Consider the following 12,335-nt stretch of genomic DNA (forward strand, 5'->3'; position numbering starts at 1 on the left):
ATATAACGTGATATGAAACATTATAGAGCATAATGCTTAAGGAATTATTATAAGAACGATGGGTTTTGGATAGCGGGGAATTTCGAACTCCAGCCTCTTGAGTAAGAATATTTTATAAAAACATTGATAGGACAGCCCTGGAAACACTTAACCGCTCCAGAGCAAGCCTGCTTATAATTCATTTTGGGATAGAACAAAGGAACATGCATTTAAAATCGCTGCGATTCTAAGTGCCGATTGAACCGCAACTTTATTCAACTCATGTTCCAACAACTGCTTAACGTGTGAATGAATACACATACCGCAACCATTGATTGCAGAGACTGCTAAAGCAAATAACTCAAAGTCAGCTTTAGGTATCCCAGGATTTAACATCCCATTCATACGCAAATTAGCAGGAAGTGATGCAAGTTCCTTATTTTCTGCCAAATGAATGGCACGATAATATATATTATTCATTGCCATCAGAGCAGCCGCTGTTTTTACTGCGTGCTCCAATTCAGGAGTGATATGCAGGGCTCCGTCTGATTGAATGGCGTCAATAATACGCCTATCTTTCAATGTGTATGCTACAGCTAATGCAACCCCATAAAATTGGGTTTCTGTTAAACCGGTTTGTGCCCTATTGCCAAATAGGTTACTGACATTAAGACGAATGTCTTTAGCAAAATCAGGTATCGCTTGTTTCAACTGTTCTATAGACATATAACTCTCCTTTTCAGAACTTCCCCTCTTTATAAGAACTTCTGAATTTTTGTTCGGATTATAATGTTTCACCGCCAATAGGACGGTTACAAGGACATAATTCATCAGTTTGTAAAGCATCCAAAATACGTAATATTTCTTGAGGATTACGGCCAACATTTAATGAGTTGACACTCACATGTTGAATCACATTATTCGGGTCAATAATAAACGTTGCCCTTAAAGCACACCCACTTTCCTCATCTCGAATACCAAACCCATGAGTCAATTTCCCATGCACATCAGCAAAGCTGTATTGATCCAATTTATGTAAATCCTTGTGTTCTCGTCGCCAAGCGAGTTTGACAAACTCATTATCTGTACTTCCTCCCAGAACTACTGCATCTCTATCATTGAATTCACTATTTAATTTTGCAAATTCCACAATTTCTGTTGGACATACGAAAGTAAAATCTTTTGGGTAGAAAAAAAGCACTTTCCATTTTCCTGGAAAGCTTTTCTCAGTAATCACTTCAAAAGCACTCACACCATTTTCTTCATGATTATTAAAGCCAGGTTTTGCTGCAATAACAGAAAATTCTGGAATTTTTTGACCAACAGTTAGCATAAATTTCTCCTCAATTCGTTTCGTTCAATTAAATTATAGTTATGGTGTATAATTATTTAAAATGAATAAAACAGATAACTTTAATCGGAAAAATCGATGAGTAGATTAATTAGTCTGAAACAGCTGCATTACTTGATTACACTATATGACCACCAACATTTTGGTCGCGCTGCTGCAGCATGTTTTATTAGTCAATCGACTTTAAGTGCAGCAATTACAAGTCTTGAGGAAGCCTTAGAAGCACAACTCCTTGAACGTGATCATAAAACATTTTTATTCACCCCCTTGGGTGAAGAAATTGTTCGTCGCAGTCGACTCATTATTGAACAAAGCAATGACTTAGTGGATTACGCACAAAACCAAGGAAAAATAATGCAAGGTAAGTTTTATCTTGGGGTTATTCCTACCATTGCTCCTTTTATTTTAAGTGAACTACAAAATCTATGTCAGCAACTCTATCCCGATCTCACCTTATTCATCAGAGAAGACACTACAGAAAACGTTTTGAACTATTTAAGTGAGGGAAAACTTGATCTTGTGATTTTAGCGCTTCCTTATCCAACCCAAGACCTCCACACACAAATATTATGCAAAGATTACTTTAAACTGGTCTTACCCAAGACATGGTCACATAAAGGATTTGACAAGGAAATCAATAAACTACCTGAAAACAGTATTTTTCTTCTTGAAAAAGAACACTGTTTGACAGGCCATGCATTGCAGGCATGTCAATTAAAAGAAAGCAAAAAAATCAATCATTTTTTTGCCACCAGCTTACATACGTTAATCCAAATGGTAAGTCATCAACCCGGCATTACTTTTTTACCTAATCTTGCAATTAACAGCGGCATTCTTACAGGAACTGATTTAATCTCACTTCCTTTAAAAACGAACCATGCTTATAGAGAAATTGGCGTAGCCTGGCGCTCCACCTCCCATAAAACGCAAAACTACATTCTATTGACGGAGCTGATTAAGCAGATTGTTGTTAGAAAATGTGATGATATGGAGCAATAAAACAATAGCTCCTACAGTAAAAATGTGTGGTTAAATCTTCTTAAATAAAACGCCATGTATTATAGTTCTCCTAAAAAATTTTTGGAGAACATTATGCGGAAATACCTCACTTTCATCCTTTCTATTCTTCCCTTTTTGCTATCAATAAACTCTTATGCAGATGCAAAAAAAACCATTCGTATTCCCCAACTGTCCAATGAAAAGGTCTCTGTCTGGACAACTGTAATTTACCCGAATAAAGATCAAATTTTAAAAATGCATCGGCATGAGTACAATAGAGTGATTGTTGCTTTAGATAGCGGATTAATAAAAGTAGTTAACAATAAAGGAAAAGAACATTTCCTAAAATTAGAAAAAGATAAAGCATATTATCTCTCTAAAGATGTTCCTGGTGAACTACACACCGATGAGAACATGGACAAGCATCCAATAAAAGTTGTAGTCATTGAATTAAAAGATTGAACGGTTTCGCAAAAAACGCGAAACCGTCAAACGCTCTTATGATTTTTTGACAGAATTTTTATTTTGAAAACCACAATGATGACCATGGCGCATAGGCAATAAAACACCCAGTTTTTGGTAGGTTTTAAATTGGGTTTGAGCCCATAAAGTATTTATTTTTGCATTAACACTATTTTTCTTTTCTACTAATCTGGATATATCACTCCATTTGGCACTAGGAGTTGCTAATTTACCTCGTATTTGCATAGAGAGCGCACGTTTTTCTTTAATTAATGGGGCCATTTGCGCATGAAGATTTCTCTTGATTTTTGCTAATTCGGAACGTTGTTCTGGAGTTAACAACTTACCGACATGCTGACGATAATGTCCTGTTTGATTTACAGAAACTACCGTCGCACCAGATGCTGATGGTTGTGCTGTAGCAATTGAGGCACTCAACACCAGGCTACTAATTAATAAGAACCGTTTCATATTCATTTTTTCTCTCCTATTAGGTTTCATTAGACCTCTTTCGAAACTTGCTGCTGAGAGAGCAACGCGAGTCAACACGAAGCGCAGAACCGGAGTGTAAGTCCAAGTACATGATTCGAGCACCGTACCAACGAAGCAGGTCTTTTCTGCAGTAGGGTTTTGGAAGAGTCTATGGGCAAGTGTAATAAGACAATGTAATAGGAATATGACAAATGCGGTGTTTCTTGTAACAACACTGTTACAATGCTCAACATAGAGAAGTTTACTGTTATAATGCCTGCGTACATTATTTTACCAGGTGATTCATGAGTACACGAAAAAGTCACATATTGATTATTGATGATGATCAAGAAATTACGCACTTGATTAATGATTACTTAATTAAAAATGGTTTTCGAACTACCTGGACCTTGAATGGTTTAAGCATCAAACAACTATTAAGAGAAAATAATTTTGATTTAATTATCTTAGATATTATGCTTCCAGGAATTGATGGATTAAATTTATGCCAAATGATTCGTCAAACTCACAGTATGCCTATTATTATGCTTAGCGCAGCAAACAGCATTGCTGATCGAGTTGCTGGCTTGGAGTTAGGAGCAGATGATTACATTTCCAAACCCTTCAGTTCCCGTGAATTGCTGGCACGAGTAAAAGCGCAATTACGACGTACTCAAGGAGAATTGGAGCATGATCGTAAAAAACTCACTCCATTACAACAAATACATTTCGATAATTGGATCCTCGATCGCAATACCCATTCTTTGATTGATAAAGAATCTGTCGCTATCCCATTAAGCCAACGAGAATACGAGCTGTTAGTCATTTTTTTAGAGCATCCTGGACGTATTTTAAGCCGCGATCAATTAATGGATTTGTTATATGAGAAAGATTGTGATTCACAAGATAGAACAATTGATGTCCTTATAGGTCGCTTGCGTAAAAAAATTGAGCTTGATCCACGTAACCCGCGATTATTATTAACGATTCGCGGAGGTGGCTACCAATTCAAAACTAAGGTTGATTTGATATGAGTCAATTAACCAAAACGGCAAAAAAAACATTGGTGGGACTAATACTAGGCAATCTATTAATCATTTTTTCACTGATGCAGTTGGGAAAATATTATTATGAAAACATTCGCTCCCCTCTTCCTCCCAAAGCAGTGCGATCATTAACCCATCTTGTTCTACTGTTACAAAAAAACCCTCAGTCAATGTGGCCTTTAATCCTTAGAAATCAAAGTATTTCCTGGGCAGAAATAACCTTATCTCCTAAACCCTTATACGATAAAAATGCATTGTTGACTTTAAAAGCCCCAATTCTTTTTAATTTGATAAAACAAAATAAAAAATTGGAATTTTCGGTATTTCTCAAGGAAAATAATTGGCTAAATATCAAAGTAATTTCTTTTTTCCCAAGGCAGGCAAATTCAATAGTCAGTTTGTTTCTTATTCTAGTAGGCGCTTTGCTTTTCATTAATTATTGGGCGGTTAGATCACTAAATCAACCAATACACACCTTAATCCAAAGTCTTCATTACAGTGAACATCAAGACAACTGGTTACCTATCCCAGTAACAGGAAATCAAGATCAAAAAACTATTTTTAAAAAAATTAATGACCTGCAGGAAAAAGTGAATAAGCTTTTAGCAAATCGAACTCGAGTGGTCACCGCGATTTCGCATGATCTGCGTACTCCTTTAACTCGTTTAAAATTACGTGCTGAATATTTGGAAGATGATCCCAATTACAGCAAAATAATGACTGATATTAATGAGATGGAACTCATGATTCGAGAAACACTGGATTATTTTAGAGATGTGAATGTTGAAGAAAAACCTCAACTCTTTGATTTGGTGGCCTTGCTTTCATCATTAAAAGATGATGCTATTGAACTGAATTATGATGTTAGTTTTACTAGTGAAAGCCCAAAACTGGTTTGTTATGGTACAGTAAACTTACTCAAACGTGCCTTTAATAATTTGATCAATAATGCAGTTCATTATGGCTATAGGGCAATGATTCATCTAATTAGCCTACAAAATAAGGTGGAAATTACCATTACGGATCAAGGTCCAGGATTAGCAGAAGCGGATCTAGAGCAGGTTTTCTTACCTTTTTATCGTGGCGAAAATTCACGCTCACGTAGTACAGGAGGAACAGGACTCGGATTAACAATCGCCCGAGAAATTATTCAAATGCATCAAGGAGATATTACATTGACGAATAATTTGCAGGGCGGATTAAAGGTAATTGTAACGTTACCTCTTAGAGCCTCTTAACTTCTGTTCAAAAAAATCTAATTGCAAACCAGCTATGCTCCATTGTAGCCTGGGTGCAGCGCAGCGGAACCCGGGTTCCGCTGCACCCTACAATGCATCCAAATAACAGGAACGCTCCCCACATGACCTATTACAAAATTGTAGATTGGGGATGATATATCACTCCAGCTACGGTTGAAATACGATTCACTTAACTTCGGACATTTTGTTACATTGCGTTTGCTGCGCCTTCCAATCGTGCCTTAAGTAAGAAAAGAATCGCTTTCTTTTTCTCATAGGTAAGAGCCTTTGATTGTACTAAACTCAAACAATATTCAGTGAACGTATCAAGCTTTTCCTTACTTGTCTGTGTTGATTCATCAGGGACATGCAATTTTTTGTAACTCTCTTCCAACTCGTTGGCAACAGCATCCATCATTTTTGGATCAGGATTTCCTATATTATCTAACCCCTCTTGTTTGCTGGCTGCAGCAATTTTTTCCAAAAGCTCATTTACCTGTTCTGATGTGACTTCGTTCGCTTGGGGAGATTTTTTCGTAACTCCTCGTAGGTAATCTCGGTTAGTACTTTCCCAATATTCTCTATCGCCCTGGAATGCAATTACAGTCATCAACACGCGAGAATCAATTTCTTTTTGATTGAATAAAGCTCGGTCGGTAATATTAAAGGTCCAATCATTTTTCAGTCTAAAAAATGGCCGATATAAAGTTGCCATTTCTCTATCGGTTACAGGATCATAAATTGTGAACGTTGTACCCCAAAAATTCATACTTGCCTTAGCCAATTTGGTGTAGCCATCTTGTCCATAAACATCAAACGTTGGGAAAAAGGCAAACAGTTTTTCATCAGCCGACCCAATAAAATTCTCATAATTATCATAAACATCAAAGTGAGCAGTCAGCGAAAAAAACTTTGACCGTGCATATGCCAATTTATTATCGAATGGATCAAAAAATTCATAGGTCAACAAGAGACTTAGAAATTTTCTATATAAAGTACCCAGTTTTCGTGTTTTTGTTTCAATATCGTAGCTCGTCGTTAAACTGATCCAATGCTCTTTAATGTACATCTCATCAGGAATTTCTGTGTTACCAAGAGCAAAACTTGTATTGATTGTAATTAATGATGAAAACAAAATGGCAATTACTTTTTTCATATAGACCTCATTCTAAATAAATATTCCGTTGTTTTATTCTTTTCAGAATGGATTTGAACCTATCAAATCCATTAGACTTCTTCGGAAAACTCGCTACAGAGAGAGACCCGCATCTTCGAAACAATTCTCCTCGGTAGTAAAGTTTCCAAGAAATCTATTTTTGATTAAGAACATGGCCGATTATATGGGAGTTCTCTTAAGGGAGTATTAAATGAATTTAACGTGAGTTGTTTGGACTTTGTGCTGGACAATTGTTTAAAAAATCTAATGAGTCGAGTTACTTAAGTTTTCATTAATTTTTTGCGCGTATAATAATAGTGTTTCATTCATGGATATGTTCCGATGCCTATTCGTCCAATGTTAAAGAGTGACTTAAGTAAAATATTAGAAATTGATCCTATTGTCTTTCCTGACGAAGATCCCTGGTCTCTAAGTGACATGGAACGTTTTTTTGACGCACGATATTCTTACGTTTCCTATGACGAAGAGACGAATAAAATTAATGGCTATCTCTTTTTACAAAAACTATCCAAAACTTCTTTTTTTATTGGAAATTTTGGCGTTCACCCCAATTCTCAGGGTAAAGGAATTGGTCAGGATCTGATGAGCACTGGATTGAATAAAGCACGAGATGAATTTAAATCAAATCAGAATCTAACGGTTAGCCTACAAGTTCGAAAGGACAATCCTAGGGCCAAGAAATTTTATGAAAAAAATGGTTTTTCCGTATCTGGTTCCAGTACGACACATGAGCAGATGCATTTGAAAACCCATGGGTTGAAAAGTGAAAATAAAAAAACAATATCTTTTATATCTACTCCTCACATCGATCAAGTTTCTGACCTAACAGTAAAAGATAAATTAAACAGCATCGTGACAGCGCTCATTTGCAATATTGAGAAAAAAGAAAATGATCGTTATACTTCGGGCCTTAATTCTCATAAAGTCCAAGAATTTAAGAAACTGCAACAAGAGATTCTTGGTAAACAGGACTCAGAGATTGATCCACAAGAGATTATTCAGCAAATCCGTAACCTATGTCAGATAAAACGTAACCCAATTCATTTCTGGAGTACACCTCACAGTGTAAAAGAATTGAATCAATTACTACTAAAAATGGGGTTGAACATAGATGACCCAAAATCTGAAAATACTTTATAAGAGGGTATCCGGAGGGTATTAGCGTTGCTGAAACTATTTTTCATGTTTTTTGTGTTTTAGTGTGATCAAATCCATTCTGAAGCTACAGCCTGAATCCACAGTCGCTTTAACTCCATCCATTGCAACTGCACGCTCGCTTAGATTAACCGTACGTACCACAAATAAAGCCAACAACATGCGTTTAGCAACATAAAAAGCATAAAATTATTTTATGCTTTTTATGTCGAACTCACGTTAATTTTGCAGGCAGACTCTTAACATCAGGATTTTTTGAATAGGCATCAAGAATTTCGTTAATTAATTGTTCTACAATACTTTCTTTCATCTCATCCTCAATCAAACCAACTTTTTCTTTCATATTATTCAATCGAGCTTCTAGTTCTTTGGCAACGGAACCATTAGGAAATAATGCGGCCAAAAGACGTCTTGCTTCTGCGGGACCAAGATGACGATACAAGTGGTTTCTCACTGTAGCATCTTCAGCGGTAGTACTGAAAGCCCATAATTCAACCGGTCCCAAAGTCAAGGTAAGCAACTGCACATTTACTCCAGTTTTAGTAGCATATTGTGCTAGGAAAGTACCTCCCCCTTGTCTTGGGCCATGTACTCGAGTGCGTAACGCAGTTTTTGCTGTATCGGAAAGTCCAAATATTGAAGTGGTTTTTTCAATTGCTTGTGAAGGTCCCGCATCCATAATGTAAATTGCAGTAGCAAAATCGATCATGACAGGATCAAAGTCATCTACCGATTGTGATAATAAAGCAATTTGTACTTTCCATTTACGGCCTTCACGCATATCGATAATAACCTGCTCACGCACTGCAGCAGATTTTGAAGTACGGTGAAACTCGTCATATACAATACGTTTGTGATCTTCTCGAATTTCTTGCACTCTTTCTTGATGATATTCTTTGTATTGTTCCGGTATGTTGTTTAAGCTCTCTTCAGTTAAATAATAGTGCCTTGCCAATACATAACGTGCCAGCATGTACATAACAGCAGTTTGTCTGTCAGCAGCGTCCCCGCCACTTTTCGCTACTTCATCAAGGTCAAGCGATACGACACGCGCATCACCAATATCAAAACTACTCACACGCGACAAAATAGGATACTCACGAACTGCAGCAGAGATCATTCGCGAAAATGCATTAATTAATGATTCACCTGTTGGTGCCGTTATTCTTTCGTATAAGTCTTCGATAGAGGGGGTACGACAAATTGATGCAGCATCAGCTAATAAAGGCATTGCATAACGTTGAGCAAGCATCGCTTCATGTACAAAACCTGCGGAATAAAGTGAGTCTGTCACCTCCCACCAGGTTGATTTTGAATCACGAACAAATCCAATTTCCTCTAAAATACTGTCAAGAAATTCCTCTACCCCAGGGGAATAAGGTGCTGGATTAAATTCATCAGCCAAACTTTTATATAATTCATCTACTACCATACCCGCCAGATCCGGCATACCATCATAGGGTCTTTCCGCTCCAAGGGGAGTAGTTAATAAAGTAATAAAGTTAACTAAAAAAGCACGCTCTAGTGCCGTAGGATACCGACACCCTAATTGAGTATCAAAAGGATTGATTGAATACTCAGGAGTCATTCGTAAACGGTGATAAGCAACTAAGTGGCGTTTTGATGCCGGTAGTGCTTCTTTCAACAATGAGATGAGACCACTACTTGAAGGTCCAATATCAATAATCGCAATACGTGGTAATCGTAATAATCCCCCGGATAAGCATAAAGCTAAGTTAACCGCATTGGATAAAACGGATTTACCAGAACCTGGACGCGCATAAACCAAGTCAATCCAAGTCGTTTGTTCCGTGGATCCTGGCTGGAATGGCCAAGGTTTACCATCAGGCGTTCTAAAGAGTAATGCTCCTTTTGACCAAGGTGAAGCAGGACGCGTAATAGGCAATATCGAAACGATTGAGCTCAGTGGAGCAACTGTAGGGACTGCCATGCTGTTAAGGGTAGCACCTAACATACTGGAAACAAAACCACCAAAAGGATCGCCACAAATTTCTGAAACATCGGTTGATCCCCAACCTTCAATTGCTTTTACTAATTCAGAACTTCTTTGACGTAATAACGCCAACCTGTCTTCAGGCGCCCAAGTAGTGGCAACAACTCGTAAGCGGATTATTGCCTCATCGGTGTTAAGCTGTATGTATTTTAATAAGTTCACCGAATCACTGATCAAACGATTTTGTGCTGAACTAAAAGTTAGAATCGCCGCTAGAAGTCCTTTAAGCTTAATGGTCGCTAGTCCTTCACTTTCAATTAAAAAAGATATTCTCCAAGGAATATGTGCGGGTAATATACGTGTAAATAACTGAATAAAGGGTCTTAGATCTTTTGGGAATAAATCAAGGTAGGTTGATGAGTAAATCTTATCTCCAATCCTAACCGTACGTAAATCCAATACTTCTGCATCACGAGGAAATACTTGTTTTGCTAATGAGGGCCATAATAAATCAGAAGCATCACCGTCAAAACTATTAATTTCACGAACCGTAACCTTATCTCCGGGTAAACTTGCACGCCAATCATCTGCCGTATAATCAGGGTCAGCAGTCATGCGAATTGCATGTATTGCATCATGAACTTCCAGTAGTTTAGCGAAAACATGCAGCGAATCTAAATCATTCATAACGGAACGAACATACGCATCATGAGTATCACGTAGCTCTGGAATTGCTGCATAGATAGTCTGGCTGTTTTTAAAAGGAGGAGCCTTCATATCTTTGATCATTTTCATTTTAGTTTTACTTGCTGTTTTCAATTGTTCAGAGGGTAAATTGAATGGTCGTGTAATTAACACAAAATAGACACGTTCTTCCGCGCAATACTGCGCCATATAATTGACTCGCTCCTCAAACAAGTCCGTTAAATTAAGTTCCAGTCTTCTTGCACTAGCTGTAGCTGGTTCGTAAGTATCTTGGATCAATTTCCTTATGTTTTGTTTATCATGGCTAAAATAAACCTGTAAGGCATGCCCTGGACGTCCCATAGCGCCCTGAAATGAGTTAGTGATACCCGCAACCAAATTGTCAAATTCTACACTTCCAATAAGAGCTGATACACCTTCAATTTTCAAAATAGATACCAAAGAACCATCATGATTAACCAATACTGTTGGACTATCTGCTGTTTCTAAGTCAATATAAGATTCTGTTGTTTGCTTGAGCGAAGTACTTAGCCAGGCAAAGAAGGTATCTATTCCTTCAAAAAATGATTCTGACCAATGCGCCATTCCGTTCCTCACATTTAACTAACTTGAAATTTCTTCCAATGCACTAGCCGCCCATTTTTCAATCTGTTTACGAAATTTGGCGCGCGAAGGCAATAGAAGTATATCTTTAAACAATTGAGCTCTTCTCTCTTCGTCACTTACACCCGCATCGATCATCAGCTGACCAAATATTGCAGGGTCACTGGTTCCCTCTCCAAATTTTTCCTCCACAAGTTGTGAACGAAACTTGAATGCTCGATAAATATTTTGTGCACTGGATTTATATCCGGTATCGTTTGTGATCGCACAAAATAATACGTGACATATGCTGTTTAATTCAGGTTGGGTTAGCTCGGGAAGATAAATCAAAGTTCCTCCACCATAACCACCAACACCAACAGACTCAATAAAAAAGCACTGTGCACAAAAACAACAAGAGGTTGCTAAGTTATCCAATTTATTATTGGCATAATTATTATCAAGGTTAATCACCTCTTGAAATAAGCGCGCTTGAAATCCACAAAATCTACACGTATATCTATCTCTTTGAAATACTTTTTGCTCAAACGCTTTAAATCGTTCGTCAACCTTCCTGGCTGAATATAAACGCCATGAACCAGGCGTAGCCATTAATTTTAATTTGTGTTGTTGTTGATTAACTGCCATCTTCTTGGCTCACATTTATAATAAACTTTATTGGCAATTATTTATTTAATACCTATTAAAAGATCCTCTACCCTTTAGCAGGGAGAGGATCAGAAATGAATCTTACCATTTTTATTATATAAGCAACTACTATGCTATTAGCTGCCGGTTGTATAAACTGTTCCTGTAGGTCCAGCAGTTGTACCACCACTGCCTCCGAACATTGTTACCCCGGTTACTCCTAAAATAGAAGGTAGGAACAATAAGGCCGCAGCAATAAAAACTAAAGCAATTGGTGTACCTATTGGAATTTGGGTCGGGTTATCTTTGTGCTGTTTGAATTTCATAATAGCGCCAATTGAGAAACCCAATCCGGCCAGATAAGAGCCTGCAGTGATTAATTTGGTTAAGTTTGTAAATGACGAGGTAATCGTTGATGCCATGTTTCCTATTGATTGCCCTGCGGCAGCATCTTGACTCACCAAAACCAATACACTTAAACAAACAAAACTGCTTAACCAATATTTGTAACTAGATTTACTAATAACTTTACTCACCTTTTTCTCCCCAATTTAAATTACAGAAATTA

At 37.4% G+C, this 12,335-nt stretch carries 13 protein-coding genes; 6 read left to right on the top strand and 7 right to left on the bottom strand.

Going from position 1 to position 12,335, the window contains the following annotated elements:
* Positions 1–171: 171 nt before the first annotated feature.
* On the bottom strand, positions 172–705 hold the full coding sequence (locus Lani_RS04890) for a carboxymuconolactone decarboxylase family protein (RefSeq protein WP_058388427.1): 534 nt from the start codon (positions 703–705) through the stop codon (positions 172–174).
* 58 nt (positions 706–763) lie between these two features.
* Positions 764–1,312: a peroxiredoxin gene (locus tag Lani_RS04895; RefSeq protein WP_019233499.1), complete on the bottom strand. Its 549-nt coding sequence runs from the start codon at positions 1,310–1,312 to the stop codon at positions 764–766.
* Between the two features lie 96 nt (positions 1,313–1,408).
* On the opposite strand from Lani_RS04895, the gene Lani_RS04900 reads away from it, so the two are divergent.
* Together Lani_RS04900 and Lani_RS04905 are read left to right on the top strand one after the other, a co-directional pair.
* On the top strand, positions 1,409–2,329 hold the full coding sequence (locus tag Lani_RS04900) for a hydrogen peroxide-inducible genes activator (protein ID WP_019233498.1): 921 nt from the start codon (positions 1,409–1,411) through the stop codon (positions 2,327–2,329).
* Between the two features lie 93 nt (positions 2,330–2,422).
* On the top strand, positions 2,423–2,791 hold the full coding sequence (locus tag Lani_RS04905) for a cupin domain-containing protein (protein ID WP_058388428.1): 369 nt from the start codon (positions 2,423–2,425) through the stop codon (positions 2,789–2,791).
* A gap of 36 nt (positions 2,792–2,827) precedes the next feature.
* Here the strand turns inward: Lani_RS04905 and Lani_RS04910 are convergent, their stop codons facing one another.
* Positions 2,828–3,268, bottom strand: coding sequence for a hypothetical protein (locus Lani_RS04910; protein WP_019233496.1), 441 nt, complete (start codon positions 3,266–3,268; stop codon positions 2,828–2,830).
* A 299-nt stretch (positions 3,269–3,567) separates the two neighbouring features.
* Between Lani_RS04910 and Lani_RS04915 the strand changes: the two genes are divergently transcribed.
* Together Lani_RS04915 and Lani_RS04920 are read left to right on the top strand one after the other, a co-directional pair.
* Entirely contained in the window at positions 3,568–4,296 is a 729-nt protein-coding gene (locus tag Lani_RS04915) for a response regulator transcription factor (RefSeq protein WP_058388429.1), read from the top strand.
* On the top strand, positions 4,293–5,546 hold the full coding sequence (locus Lani_RS04920; RefSeq protein ID WP_058388430.1) for a sensor histidine kinase: 1,254 nt from the start codon (positions 4,293–4,295) through the stop codon (positions 5,544–5,546). The genes Lani_RS04915 and Lani_RS04920 overlap by 4 nt, the downstream gene beginning before the upstream one ends.
* A gap of 208 nt (positions 5,547–5,754) precedes the next feature.
* Here Lani_RS04920 and Lani_RS04925 read toward each other — a convergent pair whose 3' ends face one another.
* A complete protein-coding gene (locus Lani_RS04925; RefSeq protein WP_019233493.1) occupies positions 5,755–6,702 on the bottom strand; it encodes an LURP-one-related/scramblase family protein in 948 nt (315 codons plus the stop codon).
* 342 nt (positions 6,703–7,044) lie between these two features.
* Between Lani_RS04925 and Lani_RS04930 the strand changes: the two genes are divergently transcribed.
* Positions 7,045–7,863 carry a GNAT family N-acetyltransferase gene (locus tag Lani_RS04930; protein WP_058388431.1) on the top strand — a complete coding sequence of 273 codons (819 nt, stop codon included), beginning with the start codon at positions 7,045–7,047 and terminating at the stop codon, positions 7,861–7,863.
* Positions 7,864–7,924: 61 nt separating this feature from the next.
* On the top strand, positions 7,925–8,056 hold the full coding sequence (locus Lani_RS21025) for a hypothetical protein (protein WP_263291246.1): 132 nt from the start codon (positions 7,925–7,927) through the stop codon (positions 8,054–8,056).
* Between the two features lie 36 nt (positions 8,057–8,092).
* Here the strand turns inward: Lani_RS21025 and Lani_RS04935 are convergent, their stop codons facing one another.
* The 3 genes from Lani_RS04935 to Lani_RS04945 all read right to left on the bottom strand — a co-directional run bounded on the left by Lani_RS04935 (position 8,093) and on the right by Lani_RS04945 (position 12,303).
* The gene (locus tag Lani_RS04935) at positions 8,093–11,122 is read right to left on the bottom strand and encodes a type IV secretion protein IcmB (protein WP_058388432.1); all 3,030 of its coding nucleotides are present in this window, start codon (positions 11,120–11,122) and stop codon (positions 8,093–8,095) included.
* Positions 11,123–11,140: 18 nt separating this feature from the next.
* Positions 11,141–11,767, bottom strand: coding sequence for a type IVB secretion system protein IcmJDotN (icmJ, locus tag Lani_RS04940; protein WP_019233490.1), 627 nt, complete (start codon positions 11,765–11,767; stop codon positions 11,141–11,143).
* 137 nt (positions 11,768–11,904) lie between these two features.
* Positions 11,905–12,303, bottom strand: coding sequence for a hypothetical protein (locus Lani_RS04945; RefSeq protein ID WP_058388433.1), 399 nt, complete (start codon positions 12,301–12,303; stop codon positions 11,905–11,907).
* Positions 12,304–12,335 lie beyond the last annotated feature (32 nt).

This window comes from Legionella anisa, assembly GCF_001467525.1.
Classification (GTDB): Bacteria; Pseudomonadota; Gammaproteobacteria; order Legionellales; family Legionellaceae; genus Legionella; species Legionella anisa.

What these genes read in the sequence shown, in the direction of transcription:
- Lani_RS04890 (WP_058388427.1), bottom strand. Translation starts at nt 705, where the DNA reads ATGTCTATAGAACAGTTGAAACAAGCGATACCTGATTTTGCTAAAGAC.
- Lani_RS04895 (WP_019233499.1), bottom strand. Translation starts at nt 1,312, where the DNA reads ATGCTAACTGTTGGTCAAAAAATTCCAGAATTTTCTGTTATTGCAGCA.
- Lani_RS04900 (WP_019233498.1), top strand. Translation starts at nt 1,409, where the DNA reads ATGAGTAGATTAATTAGTCTGAAACAGCTGCATTACTTGATTACACTA.
- Lani_RS04905 (WP_058388428.1), top strand. Translation starts at nt 2,423, where the DNA reads ATGCGGAAATACCTCACTTTCATCCTTTCTATTCTTCCCTTTTTGCTA.
- Lani_RS04910 (WP_019233496.1), bottom strand. Translation starts at nt 3,268, where the DNA reads ATGAATATGAAACGGTTCTTATTAATTAGTAGCCTGGTGTTGAGTGCC.
- Lani_RS04915 (WP_058388429.1), top strand. Translation starts at nt 3,568, where the DNA reads ATGAGTACACGAAAAAGTCACATATTGATTATTGATGATGATCAAGAA.
- Lani_RS04920 (WP_058388430.1), top strand. Translation starts at nt 4,293, where the DNA reads ATGAGTCAATTAACCAAAACGGCAAAAAAAACATTGGTGGGACTAATA.
- Lani_RS04925 (WP_019233493.1), bottom strand. Translation starts at nt 6,702, where the DNA reads ATGAAAAAAGTAATTGCCATTTTGTTTTCATCATTAATTACAATCAAT.
- Lani_RS04930 (WP_058388431.1), top strand. Translation starts at nt 7,045, where the DNA reads ATGCCTATTCGTCCAATGTTAAAGAGTGACTTAAGTAAAATATTAGAA.
- Lani_RS04935 (WP_058388432.1), bottom strand. Translation starts at nt 11,122, where the DNA reads ATGGCGCATTGGTCAGAATCATTTTTTGAAGGAATAGATACCTTCTTT.
- icmJ (WP_019233490.1), bottom strand. Translation starts at nt 11,767, where the DNA reads ATGGCAGTTAATCAACAACAACACAAATTAAAATTAATGGCTACGCCT.